This is a genomic window from Streptomyces sp. NPDC034099, from assembly GCF_055575415.1.
Genome location: NZ_JBVISR010000003.1, coordinates 687,557 through 705,736, shown reverse-complemented (window position 1 = coordinate 705,736; position 18,180 = coordinate 687,557). Strand labels below are relative to the sequence as shown.

Genomic DNA, 18,180 nt, shown 5'->3' with positions numbered 1-18,180 from the left:
CCTGGCGGGTCAGGGCGCGGTGGCCATCGCCTCCAACCGCACCGAGCCGATCTCCTTGCGGGAGGAGACGCCGAGTTTCGCGAAGACCTTGCGCAGATGCCATTCGACCGTGTGCGGGCTGAGGAAGAGTCGTGCGCCGATCTCCGGGTTGGTGAAGCCGCCCTGCACGAGCCGGGCGATCTCGACCTCCTTCGCGGTGAGGACGGCGGTCTCCGCCGTGGCGCCGACGCGCACCTTGACGCCGACGGCCTTCAACTCACGTCTGGCGCGTTCCGCGAACGCCTCGGCCCCGGCTGCGTCGAGCATCTCGTGTGCCTCGCCCAGCCGGGTGCGCGCCTGCGCCCGTCGCCGTTCCAGGCGCAGCCACTCACCGTGCCGAAGCCGCGCGCGGGCGCTGTCCATCCGCACCCCGGCCGTGTCGAGCCGCTCGATCGCTTCCCGGTGCAGGGCGTCGGCCGTCTCTCCTTCGCTCACCAGGGCGCGCGCTGCGGCGGACGTGCCGAGTACCCAGGGGGTGCCGCTGACCTGGGCCATCTCGTCGATCGTGCGTACGGCCTCGGCGGCCCGCTCGGTTCGTCCGAGGCGTACGGCCGCTTCGACCAGTTCGACCCGGGACTGGAGGGACAGGCCCAGCTCCTGCGGGTTCTCACAGCCCCGCTGGGCCGCGGCGTAGGCCTCCTCGTACCTGCCGAGGCCGTTGTAGAGGACGGCGGCGGCCCATTGGGTGGCCGTCGCCACCTTGCCCTCGCCGCGCAGGAGCCGGTCCTGGGTAAGGGTCTCGATCGCCTGCCGGGTGGCCGACTCCCGCCCTCTGAAGGGCTCCAGGACGAGTGCGCCGTAGTGGGCGAAGAAGCTGCTGCCCGTGGCTTCGCCGATCGCGCTCGCCTCCACGGTCAGGGAGGCGGCCCCGCGCAGGTCGCCGGCGAACACCCGGTTCGACAGGCGCAGCAGGAGGGCCGAGGGCAGTACAGCGAGCGCGCCGTTGCCGCGAGCGAGGTCGACCAGCCGCGCCGACAGCTCGGACCAGGCGGCGAAGTCCCAGGTGTTGTGCGCCATGCGGCAGGCAAAGGGCAGCCAGCCCAGGCCGTCCTCCGAAGAGAGTTCCCCTTCCCGGAACGCCGCCACGGCGTCCAGGAGGATCGGCGCGCCCACCGCGTAGCCCTCGGTCACCACCCGGGCGAGACCGGTCAGGAGGCGGGTCTCCCGGCTCTCGGTGCCGGTGTGACCCGGCGTGCTGAGCACCGCCTCGGCGACGTCTCGGACCCCGCCCGTGGCCAGTCGGCCCGCGGTCAGGGCCGCGTAGATCGCGTCCCGGTACGTCTGGTCGGCGAGTGCGGGGTCGAACGGCTGGAGCCGCTTCGCCGCTTCGAGCAGGAGCGGCAGTCCGGCGCTGGCGCTCTTGGCCGCCGACATGATCTGCCCGCGCAGCAGGGTCGCGCGTCCGGCTCCGACCTCGTCGAGATGACTCAGCTCCGCCGCATCGACCAGTTCCCTCGCGGTGTCGAAGGCGCCCGCCTGGTACTTCGCCCGCGCCGCGGCCAGTGCCCTGGCTCCGCGGCGCACCGGATCGGGGGTCAGCGCGGTGGCTCGGTCCAGGAAGGCCGCCGCCGCGGCGACACCACCGCGGGCGTGCGCTCGCCCGGCGGAGCCCTCCAGTTCGGCGGCGACGTTCTCGTCCGGGCCCGTCGCGGCACTGGCGAGGTGCCAGACACGGCGTTCGGGATAGAGCGTGGCGTCGATCGACTCGGCCAGGGCCGCGTGCACGCGCCGGCGTTCCTCGATCCCGACGGCGCGGTACGCCGCGGAGCGCACCAGTGGGTGGCGGAAGCGGACCCAGGTGCCGAGGGCCATCAAACCCGACGCCTCGGCTTCGGTCGCGGCGCGGTCGACGTCGATGCCGAGGCGTTCGGCGGCGCTCCGCAGCAGGGACACGTCGCCGACCGGTTCGGTGGCGGCGATGAGCAGCAGTTGCTGCGTCTGCGCGGAGAGGGACCGGATGCGGCGGAGGAAACCCGCCTCGATCTGGCTGGACAGCGGACGGCTCTCCGGTACGCCGAATCCGCCGGCCATCTCGAGGAGGGTCAGCCCGCGCGGCAGCTCCACCAGGGCCAGCGGGTTGCCGCGCGTCTCGGCGACGATGCGGTCGCGTACCCGCTGGTCGAGCGGGCCGGTGACGACCGAGTCGAGGAGCCGGCGGGAATCGCGCTCGCCCAGTCCGCGTACGGCGAGCTCCGGGAGGTCGGCGAGCACCTCGCGGGAACCGGACTCGCGGACGGCCAGGACCAGCAGGACGGGTTCGGCGAGCAGCCGTCGGGCGACGAACTCCAGGGTCTGGGCCGAGACGCGGTCCAGCCACTGCGCGTCGTCGACCAGGCACAGCAACGGCTCGTCGCCGACGGCAGCGGCGAGCAGGCTCAATGTGGCCAGGCCGACCAGGAACCGGTCGGGAGCGTCACCGACCTGCATGCCGAATGCCGTGCGCAGGGCGTTGCGCTGCGGCTCGGGGAGACCTTCCAGGTGGGAGAGCAGAGGCGCGCAGAGCTGGTGCAGCCCGGCGTAGGAGAGCTCCATCTCGGACTGCACGCCGACCGCTCTGACGACGCGGCACCCGGTGGCTCGGTCGAGCAGGTGGTTCAGCAGCTCGGTCTTGCCGATGCCCGCCTCACCGCGCACCACCAGTACTCCGCTGCGGCCCGCTCTGGCTTGCGCGAGGAGGTCGTCGAGGACCTTGCACTCGTCCTGCCGCCCGATGAGCTCGCTCCGTGCGCCGTCCCTCACCATGGCAGCCTCCCGGCTGTCACGATACCCCGGCGTTTCACTTTCCGTAGACCTGTCTGAAACTGATTGCCGGTGCGCGCGCAGACGCTCGGGACCCGGGGCTCCGATGCCCCCGCCTGCGCTCTGTCTGCCCTCTGCCGTGCGCCCGTCCTCCCGGCATCGCGTTCCGGCCGGGGCCCACTGGCCGGAAGCCGCCGCTACGGATCCCGCAATAACCCGGTGCGGCGCCGGTCCATCAGGTCATCGAGCCCACGACGACCGCCGTGCACACGAAGATCGCCAGGCCGATCGCGGTCATGGCGATCAGCGTGCCTCGCAGCCAGCGGCCGAACCGGAGGCGGTGCGCCGCCTCGGCCGCGCCGATGCGCTCCGCGATGTGCTCGGTCACCATGCGGGCGACGTACTTCTGTTCCTCCAGATACCACCGCTCCAGGTCCATCCGCTGCCCGTGGGTCAGCCCGTCGGCCTTCGCCGTGAAGGCGGACACCCGCCGACGAGCGGCGCTGAGGTGGGCCTCGCGGTACAGAAACGCCTGTATGTCGGCCAGCCCGCGAGCGGCCTGTTTGCTCATGTTCATGAGGTACTCCCGTGTCACTCCGGTCGGGACGTGACGTGGCGCCGCGGTGGGCGCGGTGCCGGTGGGCCGCCGGTCCTCCCGGGGGCAGCGGCCCACCCGCCGCTCAGCCGGTCGCCTGCGCCGCCTCGTTGATCAGCCGGGCGACCTCGCCCGGGCGCGACACGCTGACCGCGTGGGAAGCGGTGACGTGCACCACCGTGGCCTTCGCGCGCTCGGCCATGTACGTCTGCACCTGGGCCGGGATGTTGCGGTCGTCGGCGGCCACGAGGACCCAGGACGGGATGTCCTTCCACGCCGGCGCCGAGGCGCCCTCCGCGAGCGCGGCGTCGGCCACGGGCCGCTGGGTGGCCGCCATCACCGCCGTGGTCTCCTCCGGGACGTCGGCGGCGAACTGCTGGTGGAACCTGCTCTGCTCGATGTAGAGGTCCGCGGCCCGGCCGCCGTCGGGGAGCGTGACCGGCACCGGGTGGAGCGTCTCTCCGAGGGTGCTGCCCGGGAACTTGCCGGACAGGTCGACCGCGCTCTCGCCCTCGTCCGGCAGGAACGCCGCGACGAACACGAGAGCCTTGACGTGGTCGAGTCCCGTCGCGGCGTTGCTGATGACCGAGCCGCCGTAGGAGTGCCCGGCGAGGACCACTGGCCCGTCGATGGACTCCAGGAGCTGTCTGACGTACGCGCTGTCCTCGGTCAGCCCGCGCAGCGGATTGCTCGCGGCCACCACCGGGTAGTCGTGCGAGCGGAGCCTGGCGACCACGCCGTTCCAGCTGGACGAGTCCGCGAACGCGCCGTGCACGAGGACGATGGTCGGTTTCTGTGCGCTCATGAGAGTGGCCTTTCCGGATCAGTCGGTGCCGAGGGCCTTGCGCAGAACGTGGATCGCCTGCTCGATCGCGGCGGTGGATGCCTGCGTTCCGCGGACCGGGTTCAGCATCATGAAGTCGTGCAGGCTGGCGTTGTAGCGGATGCTCGTGGTCGGCACCCCGGCCTGGATGAGCTTGCGGGCGTACGCCTCGCCCTCGTCGCGCAGCACGTCGTTCTCGTCGACCACGACGAACGCCGGAGGCAGCCCCTGGAGGTCCTCCAGGGTGGCGCGCAGCGGCGAGGCCGTGATCTGGTCCCGCTCCGCAGGATTGGGGGCGTAAGCGTTCCAGAACCACTCCATGGCCTTCGCGGTCAGGTGCGGCCCGTGCGCGAATACGCGGTAGCTCTCCGTGTCCTGCCCGGCGTCGGTGACGGGGTAGTAGAGGGACTGGTGCATGAAGGTTACGTCGCCGCGCCGCTTGGCCATGTGGGTGAGGGCGGCGCTCATGTTGCCGCCGACGGAGTCGCCGGCAACGACCATGCGGGAGCCGTCCAGGCCCTCGTCGGCGCCCTTGGTGGTGACCCACTGGGCGGTGGCGTAGGCCTGCTCGATGGCGACGGGGTACTTCGCCTCCGGGGAGCGGTCGTACTCGACGAAGACCACGGCCGCCTCCGCGCCCACGGCCAGCTCCCGCACGAGACGGTCGTGGGTCCCGGCGTTTCCGAGAATCCAGCCGCCGCCGTGCACGTAGAGGATGACGGGCAGCACGCCGGTGGTTCCGACGGGCTTGAGGATGCGTACCCGCACGTCACCGACCTCGGCGGGCACGGTGATCCACTTCTCGTCCACGTCCGGCTTCTCCACCGGCCCGGACTGGACGTCGTCGAGCAGCTTGCGGGCTCCCTCGACACCGAGTTCGTACAGCAACGGCGGCTTGGCGGTGGCGTTGGCGAAGTCCTGCGCGGCGGGCTCGAGAACGATGTCGCTCATGGTCACTCCTTGCGGCGATGAGGCTTTTGGATTGCTTTCCACCCCATGAGACCGTGTGAGGAGTCGATGTGTGACGCGTCTGGCCCGCGCAATGGTTCGGCTAGTCGGAGGCCACCCGGGTGGGATCCACCGGCCTCGGCAGCAGGGAGCCGTCGACGTACAGATCGACGTGCTCGTTGTAGAACGCGGTCAGTCCGGCGATGCGGTTGGCGTGGATGGTCGGGAAGTCGTACGTCCAGGCGATGTCCTCGTGGGCGCCGGTGGCGCCGTCGAACGACCAGTAGTCGCTCGTCGTTCCCTTGTAGGGGCACCGGGTCACCGTGTCGGAGTGCCGCAGCCGGGTCCAGTCGATGTTCATGGGATCGAGGTAGTAGCGGGTCGGCAGACCGGTCTCGAACAGCTTCACACAGCCGGAGGCTTCCGCCAGTACGACGCCGTCCACCTCGACCCGGACGGTGCTGCGCGAACGCAGCGCGTCCACGCGCGAGTACGGGCTCCGCGGATGGACGAAGACCGGCTCGTCCTCCTCGAACCAGGCGTCCAGCGCCTCCCATTCGAAGCGCACCGTGTCGCGCAGGGCTTCGGGGGAGCCCTCCCCCCAGACCCACGCCGCTCCCGCACGAACCTCCGGACCGACCCACAGGGTGTGGCGGTGAGCGGGCCCGGCACCGAGCTGCTCGGTGTGCTTGTCGTCGTCGAGCACGCCCTCCACCAAGTCCTCGACCGGGATGCTGAACTGCGGGTATGCCTGCCACTCCCACACGTACAGGGCGCGGCGGGTGTCGAAGGCGACGCGGCCCCCGACCATCCCCCGGATGCGGCGGGGAACGGGCTCGACGTGTCCGATCGGGACGATGAGACTCGGGTGCAGGACGCTCTCGGTAGCCATGGTGATCACCTTGGGTTCGCTGGGGGATGGTGCGCTCGCTGTACCCGGAGCCCGGGAGGGCGGCGCCGACTCGGGCCGACGGGCCTGGTCCACTCGTTCGATGCTATCGCCCGCGCCCGGTGACCACACCGAACGCGGCCCGCGATGCGCTCTTCTTCACACGGTGTGCCCTGAGGTGTGTCGTGCGGGCGGATTCGGTTGTCACAGAACGCGCGGGCACCCGGTCAATGGTCCGTAACCCGTTCCACCCTTGAGGAGATACGTCATGGACGCGCGCATCAATTACTTCGGCAACGCCCTCGCGGGCAAGGTCATGAAGCACCTGAACTCGGCCGGAGCGGCGGTCCAGTCCGCTCTGCCGGTCGCCACCCAGGAACTGGTGAAGATCCGGGCCAGCCAGATCAACGGCTGCGGCTTCTGCACGGACATGCACACCAAGGACGCCGCCGCGGCGGGCGAGGACCAGCAGCGGCTGAACCTGGTCGCCGTGTGGCGCGAGGCCACGGTTTTCTCGGACGCCGAGCGCGCGGCCCTGGCGGTGACCGAGCAGGGAACCCGCATCGCGGACGCCTCCGGCGGCGTCTCGGACGAGGTGTGGGCCGAGGCCGCGAAGCACTACGACGAGGACCAGCTCGCCGCGCTGATCTCGCTGATCGCCGTCATCAACGCCTACAACCGCATCAACGTCATCAACCAGCAGCCCGCGGGCGGTTACAAGCCCGGCATGTTCGGCTGACGCAGCCTCTCCGGCCGCGCGGCAGCTCGGCCGGACGCGTGCCGTCCGTCGCCTGCTCACCCCGACCCCCGAGCAGGCGACGGACCGCTCGGGCCAAGCCACCCCAGGACTCGACATGAACCGCTCCCCCGCTCCCGAGAGCACCGCTCCCCTCCGCATCGCCGGCGCCCGTGGGCGGTGGACCCTCCTGGCCACCGTCCTTGGCTCCGGCGTCGTGCTGCTCGGCTCGACCGTCACCAACATCGCGCTCCCGCGCATCGGCCAGGACTTCGACGCCGATCTCGGCGTCCTCCAATGGACGGTGAACGCCTACATGCTGACCCTGGCGGGACTCATCCTGCTGGGCGGTTCCCTGGGCGATCGGTTCGGGCGACGTCGCATCTTCGTCCTGGGCCTGGTGTGGTTCGCGGTCGCCTCCCTGCTGTGCTCCGTGGCCCCGGACACCACCACGCTCATCGCCGCCCGGGCCCTGCAGGGCGTCGGGGGCGCGCTGCTCACGCCCGGGTCACTGGCGATCATCGAGGCCTCATTCCATCCGGACGACCGGCCGCGCGCGATCGGCCTGTGGTCCGGATTCGGCGGCATCGGTGCCGCTCTGGGGCCGTTCGTGGGCGGGTGGCTGGTGGACGGGCCCGGCTGGCGCTGGACCTTCGTGCTGAGTGCCGTCCCGGCGCTGCTGTGCGTCCCCGTCGCCCTGCGACATGTTCCGGAGTCCGTGGGCGTACCGCGCAAGGAAGCAGTCACCACGACCGGCGCGGGAGCCCGGCGCGGGGTCGGCTTCGACGTTCCCGGCGCCGCCCTGGGAGCCCTGGCGCTGGCGCTGGTCACCTACGCGCTGACGGAGGCGCGCGACGGCGGGACCGTGGCCGTCGCCGCAGCCGTCGGCGGAGTCGTCGCGGGGGCCGCGTTCCTCCGCGTCGAACGACGCAGCGGCGACCCCATGATGCCGCTCGCCATCTTCTCCTCCCGGCAGTTCACCGCCGTCAACGTGATCACCCTGTGCGTCTACGCGGGGACGGGCGGGTTCTTCTTCCTGACCGCGCTGCAGTTGCAGATCGTCGTCGGGTACTCGGCGTTGGCCGCCGGAGCGGCGATGCTGCCGAACACCGTGCTGATGCTGCTGTTCTCGTCCCACGCCGGGATGCTCGCCCAGCGGCTGGGGCCGCGGGCACCGCTCACCGTCGGCCCACTGGTGTGCGGAGCGGGGATGCTGCTGATGCTGCGGGTCGGTCCGGGCGCGTCCTACATCCATGACATCCTCCCGGCCCTCCTGGTGATGGGCGCCGGCATGGTCGTCATGGTCGCCCCGCTGACCGTGACCCTGCTCGCCTCGGTGGACGCCTCGAACGCCGGGCTGGCCAGCGGCATCAACAACGCCGCGGCCCGGGCGGCGGGGCTGGTGTCCGTCGCGGCGCTCCCGCTGCTGGTCGGGATGCGCCCGGAGGCCTACCGCTCGGACGCGGCCTTCGACGCCTCGTTCGGTCGGGCCATGCCGCTGTGCGCGGTCCTGCTCGCCCTCGGCGCGGCAGTCGCTTTCGGCACGCTGCGGCGGTCCGCCACCGCCCCTGGCCCGGCGCACGGACACACCCACGGCTGGCTGACGGAACCGCCGCTGGTGTCCCGCTTCGCCCATCATCAAGCCGTCGAATGACAAGCGGCGCCGCGCGCAGCGCCTGCGTACGAAAGGAACCAGACATGTCGTACCCGTACCCGGAGCAGAAGTACTGGGGTGAGGACGGAGAGGTCAGCGCCGTCTTCCGGCCGGCCACCACGCCGCCGAACCTGGGCGAGAGCGGCACCGGAAAGGACGCCACCCACTATCTGGCCACCACCGCCACCACACGGGGCGAGTTCGGGCTGTACCGCGTCGAGATGCGGCCCCGGGCGGGCGGCCCCAAGACCCATTTCCACAAGCGGATCTCGGAGTCCTTCTTCATTCTGGACGGCACCGTGCGCGTCTTCGACGGTGTGCAGTGGGTCGACGCCCGCAAGGGTGACTTCCTGCACGTCCCCCAGGGAGGGCTGCACGCCTTCCGCAACGACTCCGACGCGCCGGCCGACATGCTGCTGCTGTTCACCCCGGGCGCCCCGCGCGAGGAGTACTTCGAGCAGGTCTCCCAGCTGGGGCACGCTTCCGAGGAGGAGCGTGCAGCGTTCTTCGACCGGCACGACTCGTATTTCGTGGAGTAGGAGCAGGGGTAGGAGCAGGAGCGGGAGCCACCGACCGCACGCGCGACAGGGCCCCGCATCCGTGACCTCCCGGCCTGGCCGGTGTCGCGGGTGCGGGGCCCTGTCGTGCGTGCCGGACCGAGGGTCAGGCGGTGGGCCGGGGGGCGCGCAGGTGGGCGCGCTCCTTGAGTTCCTTCTCGTCGACCAGCTCCAGCATGGGCTTGCCGGGCGCGCACATCATCGTGACGACGAACTCCGTCTTCTGGTCGCTGAGGGCGTTGCCGTCCTGGTAGTGGATGGCGTCGCCGCCCGGCTCCCAGAAGGTGCCGCCGGCCTCGACCACACGCTCGGGCTCACCCTCCAGCTCGAAGCGGACGGCGCCCTTGATGACGTAACCGAACGCCGGGCCGGAGTGGCGGTGCGGCGGGGTGCCGGGGTCGCCCGGCTCCCACTCGACGTGGACGGTCATCGCCGAGGCGCCCTCGGGGACGACGATCGGCGAGGCGTCCTGGATCATCTTCGCCGCGCGGGTCCAGCTCGGACCGTCCTCGCCGCCGGTTCCGTGTCCATGGTGGGCGTGCTGTGCATTGTCCGACATCGAGTCGCACCTTCCGTGGTTCCGCCGTGACCGGGCGGCACGTCGTCCGCCGTCACGGGGTCGTCTCCGGTCGTGATGACCGCTCGCCCTCCTGACCGGGTACCGGGCGGGTCTGTGACAACGTGCCACGACGGTCAGGGGCGGCACCCGCCCCGCACGGTGTCACACGTGGGACCCGCGATCTGTCTAGGAGAGACGGGCACGGTGGCACTCCGCATCCGCCACGATCCGCCCACGACACCCAGCGGGGTCATCGGCCCCCGACGGAGGAGACACAGATGAGAGTCGTCGTTGCAGGTGCCACCGGACTGATCGGTTCCCGGACCGTCGCACGGCTCCGGGACCACGGGGTGGAGGTCGTGCCCGTGTCGCGTGGGGAAGGAGTCGACGTCAGCACCGGTCAGGGCCTGGACCGGGCACTGCGCGGCGCCGAGGTGATCGTGGACGTCACCGACGCGCCCTCCCGGCGGCAGCAGGCCAGCACGGCGTTCTTCACCACCTCGACGGGCAACCTCCTCCAGGCGGCGGCCGCGGCGAACGTCGAGCACTACGTGGCGCTGTCGGTGGTGGGCGCCGACCGGATCGGGTCGGGCTACTTCCAGGCCAAGGCGACGCAGGAGGACCTGGCCCGGCACACCACCGTGCCGTACTCCGTGGTACGCGCCACGCCGTTCCACGAGTCCGTGGAGGCCGCCGCCGCGGCCGGCGTCCGGCCGGACGGCGTACATGTGCCGCCGCTGCTGCTGCGGCCCGTCTCGGCCGACGACGTCGCCGCGCTCCTCGCCCATGTCGCGGTGGGGCTGCCGGAGTTCGGCGTGGTCGAGACGGCCGGGCCCGAGGAGCTGCGGCTGGAGGACATGACGGCCGACGTACTCGCTCTCCTCGGCCGGCCCGGCCCGGTGATCTCCGACGCGCGGGCCCCGTTCTTCGGTGCGGTGCTCGATGAGCGTGCCCTGCTTCCCGGGCCGGACGCCCGGCTGGGCCATCACACGTTCACCCAGTGGCTCAAGAGCCGCTGACCCGCCGGGCGGCGCTGCCCGGCGCCCGGATCCCCCCTCAGACCCGTCGCCACGCGACACCCACCGTGTCCGCGGCCGGTGCCGCCGACACCCACGCCGTGACAAGAAGGCTGCCATGAGTGAACCCTCCCCGCCGACCGACAACCCTGTGATGAGTGAACTGGACCAGTTGCCCGACCGCGACCGCGAGGAAACCGCCGAGTGGCGGGCCTCCCTCGACGCCGTCGTGCGCAACGCGGGGCCGGAACGGGCGGTGTACCTGCTGCGGCGGGTGCACGAGTTCGCCGCGAGCACGGGCATGTCCCTGCCGGGGCTGCTGCACTCGGACTACATCAACACCGTTCCCGCCGCCGCGCAGCCGGAGTTCGACGGTGACCTGGAGATGGAGTCCAGGATCACCGCGCTCAACCGGTGGAACGCGGCTGCGATGGTCACCCGCGGCGCGCCGCTCGGACTCGGCGGTCACATCTCGACCTACGCCTCGGCGGCCTGGCTCTACGAGATCGGCTTCAACCACTTCTTCCGGGGCAAGGACGGCGACGGCTCCGGCGACCAGCTCTTCGTCCAGGGGCACGCTTCCCCCGGGATCTACGCCCGGGTCTTCCTGGAGGGGCGGCTGAGCGAGGGCCAGCTGGCCGCCTTCCGACGGGAGGCCGGCGGTCACGGCCTGCCGTCCTATCCGCACCCCCGGCGGCTGCCGTGGCTGTGGGAGTTCCCCACGGTGTCCATGGGACTGGGCCCCATCGGCGCCGTCTACCAGGCCCGCTTCAACCGCTATCTGCACGCCCGCGGCATCAAGGACACCTCCGCCTCACGGGTGTGGGCGTTCCTGGGCGACGGGGAGATGGACGAGCCGGAGTCGACGGCCGCCCTGACCCTGGCCTCCCGAGAGGGCCTGGACAACCTGACCTTCGTCATCAACTGCAATCTCCAGCGCCTGGACGGACCGGTACGGTCCAATTCGAAGATCGTCCAGGAGCTGGAGGCACGGTTCCGGGGCGCGGGCTGGAACGTGGTCAAGTCGCTCTGGGGCGAGGCCTGGGACCCGCTGCTGGCCCAGGACACCACCGGTGACCTCGTCCGGCGCCTGGGCGAGGTGCCCGACGCCCAGATGCAGACGCTCGCCGCGCGGGACGCCGCCTACATACGCAAGCACTTCTTCACGGGTGACGCCCTTTCGGCGCTCTCCGCCTCCCTGAGCGACGCGCGGGTGGTCGAGCTGTTCGAGAACTCGCGGGGCGGACACGAGCCGTTGAAGGTGTACTCCGCCTACCGGGCCGCCGTGGAGCACCGGGGTGCGCCGACGGTGGTCCTGGCCCAGACGGTGAAGGGCCACACGCTGGGCCCGGCCTTCGAGTCGCGCAACGCCAACCATCAGATGAAGAAGCTCACGATGGAGCAGTTCCGGGCGATGCGCGACCTGCTGGAGCTGCCCATCCCCGACAGTGCGCTCGCCGGTGAGCAGGTGCCGTTCTGGCATCCGGGGGAGGACTCGCCCGAGGTGCGGTACCTGCGCGAGCGCCGGGCCGCGCTGGGCGGGCCCGCGCCCGTACGTCGGGTGGTCGCCAAGCCGCTGCCGGAACCGCCCGCCAGGCCCTTCGAGGACCTGGAGAAGGGGTCCGGCCACCAGGAGATGGCCACCACGATGGCACTGGTCCGGCTGGTCAAGGACCTGATGCGCGACCCGGGGAGCGGGGCGCGCTGGGTGCCGATCGTCCCCGACGAGGCCCGTACCTTCGGCATGGAGTCGATGTTCCCCACCGCCGGCATCTACTCGCCGCAGGGCCAGACCTACGACCCGGTCGACGCGGACCAACTGCTCCACTACAAGGAGAGCGCGAGCGGGCAGCTGCTCATCGAGGGCATCACCGAGGCCGGTTCCGTCGCCGAGTTCGCCGCCGCCGCGACGTCGTACGCCACGCACGGCGAACCCATGATCCCCTTCTACATCTTCTACGCCATGTTCGGTTTCCAGCGCACCGGCGACCAGTTCTGGGCACTGGGCGACCAGATGGGCCGCGGTTTCGTGGTCGGCGGCACCGCCGGGCGCACCACGATGACCGGCGAGGGCCTGCAGCACGGGGACGGCCACTCGCACCTGCTCGCCGCGACCAATCCGGCGGCCGTCAGCTACGACCCCGCGTTCGCCTACGAGATCGCGGTCATCGTCCGGGACGGTCTGCGCCGCATGTACGGCGAGCGGCCCGAGGACGTCTTCTACTACCTGACCGTGTACAACGAGCCCAAGCACCAGCCCGCCATGCCGCCGGTCCCCGGCATCGAGGAGGGCATCGTCCGGGGCATCTACCGGTTCCGGGCCGCCGAGGCACCGGCGGCCGGGCCCCGGCTCCAACTGCTCGCCTCCGGTACGGCGATCCACTGGGTCCTGCGCGCACAGGAACTGCTCACCTCCGACTGGGGCGTGCACGCCGACGTGTGGTCGGTGACGTCCTGGACGGAGCTGCGCCGGGACGCGATGCGCGCCGACGACGCCCGGACGCGGGGCGAGGAGCGCACCCCCTTCGTCACTCGGGCCCTGTCCGGGGCGCCGGGGCCGGTGCTGGCCGTCAGCGACTGGATGCGGCAGGTGCCCGACCAGATCAGCCAGTGGGTCGAACAGGACTACTACTCCCTGGGCACCGACGGTTTCGGGCTGTCCGACACCCGTGAGGACGTGCGCCGCTACTTCCGGGTGGACGCCGAGTCGATCGTGGTGACCGCGCTGGACCGTCTGGCCCGGGCGGGGCAGGTGCCGCCGGAGACCGTCGCGCAGGCCCGCGCGCGCTACGGCCTCGACCGGTGAACCGCCCCGCCGAGCGTCCCCTACCGCCCGCGTCGCCCGACGCGGGCCCTGCACGACGGGTCCGGCGGGGCGACGCGCCCCGCCGGACCGTGAGGAGTTGAACGTCATCATGACCGTTTCCGTGACCCTGCCGGCTCTCGGCGAATCCGTCACCGAGGGCACCGTGACCCGCTGGCTGAAGCAGGTCGGTGACCGCGTCGAGGCCGACGAGCCCTTGCTGGAGGTGTCGACCGACAAGGTGGACACCGAGATCCCCTCCCCCGCCGCCGGCGTCCTGCTGGAGATCCTCGTCGCCGAGGACGAGACCGTCGAGGTCGGTGCCGGGCTCGGCGTCATAGGCGCGGCGCCGGTGCCTGCGCCGGCGGCCGAGTCCGCGCCCACGCCACCGGCTCCGGCGCCGGCACCCGCTCCGGCTCCGGCACCCGCTCCCGCTCCGGTGCCGACACCGGCTCCAGCACCCGCCCCGGCTCCGGCTGAGCCCTTCGTCCCGCCTGCCGCGTCCGCCCCTCCGGCGTCCCCCGCGCCGGCGCCCGCGCCCGCGGCCCCGCAGGCGCCCGCGCCCGCGCCGGTGCCGGTGCCGGTGCAACCCGCGCCCACGGCGCCCGCCGCCCCGGCGGACGAGGCGTCCTCGCTCCGCGGCCGCACGGTCGCGATGACCCGTATCCGCCGGGCCATCGGCAACAACCTCAAGAGGGCGCTGCTCGAGCAGGCGCAGCTCACCTCGACGGTCGAGGCCGACGTCACCCGGCTGATGCGCCTGCGGAGCCGGGCGAAGGACGGCTTCCTGGCCCGCGAGGGCCTCAAGCTCTCCCCCATGCCCTTCTTCGTCAAGGCAGCCGCCCAGGCGCTGAAGGCGCATCCGGTGGTCAACGCCCGGATCAACGAGGACGAGGGCACCATCACCTACTTCGACACCGAGAACATCGGGATCGCGGTCGACACGGAGGCCGGTCTGATGACCCCGGTCGTCAAGGCGGCCGGTGACCTCACCGTCGCCGGGCTCGCCCGGGCCGTCCACGACCTCGCCGACCGGGCCCGCGGTGGTCACCTGACCCCCGACGACGTTTCGGGCGCGACCTTCACGATCTCCAACACCGGTTCGCGCGGCGCGCTGTTCGACACCGTCATCGTGCCGCCGAACCAGGCCGCGATCCTCGGTGTGGGCGCCACGGTCAGGAGGCCGGGGGTCGTGCGCGTCGGTGACGAGGAGGTCATCGGCGTCCGGGACCTGGTGCACCTGTCGCTGTCGTACGACCACCGGCTGGTGGACGGGGCGGACGCGGCCCGCTACCTGACGGCGGTCAAGGCACTCCTGGAGGCGGCGGCGTTCGAGGACGACCTGTACCCCGACACCGCCGCGTGAACGAGGAAAGCCGGTGCGGGCGATGCCCGCACCGGCTTTTCCGTCGGCGGCGGACGCCCCGGACGCGGTGTGTGAGGGTGCCTGCGCGCGTCACGGACAGGAGACGGACGGGTGGGCCGCCAGGTCGTGGACCTGGACCCGTGCGGTGACGGCGCCGCCCTCCTCCGTGCGCTGTACGGGAACGGGCGCGCGGCGCAGCATGGCGTCGATCCGCTCGTCGCCGGCCAGGAAGAGACCGTAGAGCGTCGTCCAGCCGCCGGTCCGCGCGTGCTCGCCCAGATGCTGGAGCAGGCGGGTCCCGAGCCCCCGGCCCTGCCAGGAGTCCTCGACCAGCAGCGCCACCTCGACGGCAGTGTGATCCGGCATCAGGTGACCCACGGCGACGATGCGTCCGGTGGCTCCCACGGCCGCCAGGTGTACCGATCCTGGGCGGGACAGCAGCGTCGGCACATACGTGCGGGGGTCGGCCATCGCCCGGTGGTAGCGGCTCCACAGGGTCTGCGGGGAGCATCGGCGGTGCATCGCCACGGTGCGGGCGAGTTGACCGGGGCCTATCGGGATGATCCGCGGATCGCGGCGCATGAGTCCGTCCTTGAGCGGCCGGGAACCGGTACGCGAGACGCACACGGTGCGGGGTCGGGAAAGGGCCGGCGGCGAACCGCCGGCCCTTCGATCACGGGTGCGCTCTCAGCGCACCGAGCGGGCGGCGTCCTCGATGACGCCGGTGACCTTTCCCGGGTGTGAGACGCTCACCGCGTGCGACGACCGCACCTCCTCGGTGTGGGACCCGGCCCGGCGAGCCATGAACTCCTGGGCGGCCGGCGGGATGTTGAGGTCCTGGGTGGCGACCAGAACCCAGGAGGGGATGGTCTTCCAGGCCGGCTCGGCCGCGCCCTCGCCCAGGGCCTCCTGGGTGACCGGTCGCTGGGTGACGCTCATCAGGTCGGTCTTGTTGCGGGGCACGTCCGCCGCGAACTGGTGGCGGAATTTGTCGTTCTGGATGTAGAGGTCGGTGCTGGAGGAACCGTCGGCGTTCTTCACCGGCACGGGGCGCAGCGCTTCGCCGAGGGTGCTGCCGGGGAACCGCCCGGACAGGTCGACCGCGCTCTCCCCCTTCTCCGGGAGGAAGGCGGCGAGGTACACCAGCGCCTTGACGTTCTTGTTGCCGGTGGCGGCGTTGCTGATGACCGAACCGCCGTACGAGTGACCGGCGAGCACGACGGGGCCGTCGATTCCGGCCAGGACGTCCTTGAGGTAGGCGGAGTCGCCGCTCAGGGAGCGCAGCGGGTTGGCGACGGCGACGACCGGGTAACCGTCGTGCCTGAGCCTGTCGATGACGCCGTTCCAGCTCGTGGAGTCGGCGAACGCACCGTGCACCAGGACGACGGTGGGTTTGTCGCCCCGGTCGGCGGGGCTGCTGCCCTTGTCGGCGGAGGCCGGGGCGATCGTGGTGGCGAGCAGGCCGGCGGCGACGCCGGCGCCGGCCAGGACGGTCATCGCCGTGTGGGTCCGGCTCGCGCGGGAGGTGCGGTTCATGTCACATGCCTTTCGGGCGGGATCGTGATCGGTGTGTGCGGCACGTTGTGTCGCCTTTTCACCTTTGAGACCGGAGACCCACCACATGCGTGACATGGTGTGAAAATGGTCTCCGGCCGTGTGCGTCGCCTCGCGGTTCAGGACCCGTGCCGACCGGTGATCTCTTCGTGCTCGGTCGCCGTGGGCTTGGGAATCTGCGTGCCGGGGCCGTAGAGGAAGCCGCTGAGCCCGGTGCGCAGGCGCTGTGTGCGGCGGGCCACGGGACCGTCACCGTCGCTCGCGGGTAGGGCGGCCAGGGGCCGGTACTGCTCGTGCGAGGTCAGCGTGTGCAGTCGCGCCGGGTCGAGTGGCACGTGCACCTCGACGTACTCGCCGTGCGGCAGGCGCTTGATGACGCCGGTCTCGCGGCCGTGCAGCACCAGGTCGCGGTCCCTGCGCTGCAGTCCCAGTGCCACACGCTTGGTGACGAGGAAGGCCAGGACCGGGACGACGAAGAGACCGACGCGTACGGCCCAGGTCACGTCGTTGACGGACACGTGCAGGCGGGTGGCGATGATGTCGTTGGCGGCACCGATCAGGGCCACCGAGTAGACACTGAGCCAGGCCACGCCGAGGGCGGTGCGTACCGGGCGGTTGCGGGGACGGTCCAGCAGGTGATGTTCGCTGTCGTCGTCCGTCACCCAGGCCTCCAGGAACGGATAGGCCCCCATGGCCAGGAAGAGCAGCACTCCGGCCAGCAGCGGCAGCAAGTTGTCCAGGGCCAGGGTGTGGCCCCAGAAGTCGATCTCCCAGCCGGGCATGACGCGCAGCAGTCCGTCGGCGACGCCCATGTACCAGTCGGGCTGGGATCCGGCGGAGACCTGGTCGGGGCGGAAGGGGCCGTAGTCCCAGACGGGGTTGATCTCGGCGACGGCGGCCATGAAGAAGAGCACGCCGGTCACGAGGAAGAAGTAGCCGGCGGCCTTCACGGCGTACACCTTGGCCGGAAGACCGACGACGTTGTCGCGGGTACGACCGGGTCCGGGGTACTGCGCGGGCCGGTGGCGCAGGGCCAGGACCACGTAGCCGACGACGAGGACGACGATGAGTGCGGGGATGACCAGGACGTGCAGGGTGTTGAAGCGGGCGATCAGGTCGTCGCCGGGGAACTCGCCGCCGAAGAGGAAGAACGACAGGTAGGTCCCGACGCCGGGGATCGACAGGATCGTGCCGTTCACGACCTGGAGGCCGGTGCCGGACAGCAGGTCGCCTGGCAGGTCGTAGCCGGTCAGCCCCGCGAACATCGCCAGGACGAGCACTCCGAACCCCAGCACCCAGTTCAGCTCCCGCGGCTTGCGGAAAGCGCCGGTGAAGAAGACCCGCAGCATGTGGGCGAGGACGGCGGCGACGAAGACCAGGGCCGCCCAGTGGTGGGCCTGGCGGACGAGCAGGCCGCCGCGGACGTCGAAGGAGATGTGCAGGGTCGAGTCGAAGGCCTCCGACACCAACTGCCCGCGCAAGGGGGCGTAGTCGCCCTGGTAGACCACGAGGTCGGAGGAGGGGTGGAAGTAGAAGCTCAGATAGACACCGGTGATCAGCAGGATCACGAAACTGTAGAGCGCGATCTCGCCGAGCATGAACGACCAGTGGTCGGGGAAGACCATGCGCCGGACGGAGCGCGCGACAGGGCGGCGGCCCAGTCGGCTGTCCGCCCATCGGGCGAGCCTCTCCCCCGTGCGCTTCTGCTCCGGCTCCAGCGGCCGGGTGTCGTGGCCCATCTCTTTACCCTTCGTTTCTGCGTCACCCGCAGCTCACCGGCGCCGCGGTGGCGGGCTCGGCCCTGGATCCGCGGCACCGGCGCGGCGCGAGGGCTTCCGGCCGCCGTGGCAGGGGGGTGGGGGACGCCCCGCGGATCGCCCGGCCGGGAAGTCCGTCGACACA

Annotated in this window: 15 protein-coding genes; 6 read left to right on the top strand and 9 right to left on the bottom strand. The window is 71.5% G+C overall.

The features are described from left to right. Positions 1-9: 9 nt before the first annotated feature. From ACZ56V_RS12225 to ACZ56V_RS12205, 5 genes are all read right to left on the bottom strand, one after another. The gene (locus tag ACZ56V_RS12225; RefSeq protein WP_468941548.1) at positions 10-2,781 is read right to left on the bottom strand and encodes an ATP-binding protein; all 2,772 of its coding nucleotides are present in this window, start codon (positions 2,779-2,781) and stop codon (positions 10-12) included. Between the two features lie 232 nt (positions 2,782-3,013). Beyond that, positions 3,014-3,355: a hypothetical protein gene (locus tag ACZ56V_RS12220; protein WP_468941546.1), complete on the bottom strand. Its 342-nt coding sequence runs from the start codon at positions 3,353-3,355 to the stop codon at positions 3,014-3,016. A 103-nt stretch (positions 3,356-3,458) separates the two neighbouring features. After that, the gene (locus tag ACZ56V_RS12215; protein WP_468941543.1) at positions 3,459-4,178 is read right to left on the bottom strand and encodes an alpha/beta fold hydrolase; all 720 of its coding nucleotides are present in this window, start codon (positions 4,176-4,178) and stop codon (positions 3,459-3,461) included. An 18-nt stretch (positions 4,179-4,196) separates the two neighbouring features. Continuing rightward, positions 4,197-5,147: an alpha/beta hydrolase gene (locus ACZ56V_RS12210; protein WP_468941540.1), complete on the bottom strand. Its 951-nt coding sequence runs from the start codon at positions 5,145-5,147 to the stop codon at positions 4,197-4,199. Positions 5,148-5,247: 100 nt separating this feature from the next. After that, positions 5,248-6,036 carry a DUF427 domain-containing protein gene (locus tag ACZ56V_RS12205; RefSeq protein ID WP_468941537.1) on the bottom strand — a complete coding sequence of 263 codons (789 nt, stop codon included), beginning with the start codon at positions 6,034-6,036 and terminating at the stop codon, positions 5,248-5,250. 265 nt (positions 6,037-6,301) lie between these two features. Between ACZ56V_RS12205 and ACZ56V_RS12200 the strand changes: the two genes are divergently transcribed. From ACZ56V_RS12200 to ACZ56V_RS12190, 3 genes are all read left to right on the top strand, one after another. Beyond that, on the top strand, positions 6,302-6,772 hold the full coding sequence (locus ACZ56V_RS12200) for a carboxymuconolactone decarboxylase family protein (protein ID WP_006131870.1): 471 nt from the start codon (positions 6,302-6,304) through the stop codon (positions 6,770-6,772). Positions 6,773-6,887: 115 nt separating this feature from the next. Further along, entirely contained in the window at positions 6,888-8,423 is a 1,536-nt protein-coding gene (locus ACZ56V_RS12195) for an MFS transporter (RefSeq protein ID WP_468941534.1), read from the top strand. Between the two features lie 44 nt (positions 8,424-8,467). Beyond that, complete coding sequence (locus tag ACZ56V_RS12190; protein WP_059296912.1) at positions 8,468-8,962, top strand: cupin domain-containing protein; 495 nt, start codon at positions 8,468-8,470, stop codon at positions 8,960-8,962. 124 nt (positions 8,963-9,086) lie between these two features. Here the strand turns inward: ACZ56V_RS12190 and ACZ56V_RS12185 are convergent, their stop codons facing one another. Beyond that, positions 9,087-9,539 carry a cupin domain-containing protein gene (locus ACZ56V_RS12185; RefSeq protein WP_006131873.1) on the bottom strand — a complete coding sequence of 151 codons (453 nt, stop codon included), beginning with the start codon at positions 9,537-9,539 and terminating at the stop codon, positions 9,087-9,089. Positions 9,540-9,817: 278 nt separating this feature from the next. Between ACZ56V_RS12185 and ACZ56V_RS12180 the strand changes: the two genes are divergently transcribed. The 3 genes from ACZ56V_RS12180 (at position 9,818) to ACZ56V_RS12170 (ending at position 14,724) form a co-directional block, all read left to right on the top strand. Continuing rightward, positions 9,818-10,558, top strand: coding sequence for an SDR family oxidoreductase (locus ACZ56V_RS12180; RefSeq protein ID WP_468941530.1), 741 nt, complete (start codon positions 9,818-9,820; stop codon positions 10,556-10,558). Positions 10,559-10,673: 115 nt separating this feature from the next. Beyond that, entirely contained in the window at positions 10,674-13,361 is a 2,688-nt protein-coding gene (gene aceE / locus ACZ56V_RS12175; protein ID WP_468941527.1) for a pyruvate dehydrogenase (acetyl-transferring), homodimeric type, read from the top strand. 109 nt (positions 13,362-13,470) lie between these two features. Then, positions 13,471-14,724 (top strand): 2-oxo acid dehydrogenase subunit E2, encoded by a 1,254-nt coding sequence (locus ACZ56V_RS12170; protein ID WP_468941525.1) that lies wholly within the window; start codon positions 13,471-13,473, stop codon positions 14,722-14,724. A gap of 90 nt (positions 14,725-14,814) precedes the next feature. Here ACZ56V_RS12170 and ACZ56V_RS12165 read toward each other — a convergent pair whose 3' ends face one another. From ACZ56V_RS12165 to qcrB, 3 genes are all read right to left on the bottom strand, one after another. Next, entirely contained in the window at positions 14,815-15,306 is a 492-nt protein-coding gene (locus ACZ56V_RS12165; protein WP_400776013.1) for a GNAT family N-acetyltransferase, read from the bottom strand. A gap of 105 nt (positions 15,307-15,411) precedes the next feature. Further along, entirely contained in the window at positions 15,412-16,260 is an 849-nt protein-coding gene (locus tag ACZ56V_RS12160; RefSeq protein ID WP_006131879.1) for an alpha/beta fold hydrolase, read from the bottom strand. A gap of 137 nt (positions 16,261-16,397) precedes the next feature. Next, a complete protein-coding gene (qcrB, locus tag ACZ56V_RS12155) occupies positions 16,398-18,017 on the bottom strand; it encodes a cytochrome bc1 complex cytochrome b subunit (RefSeq protein ID WP_468941521.1) in 1,620 nt (539 codons plus the stop codon). Between the last annotated feature and the right edge of the window lie 163 nt (positions 18,018-18,180).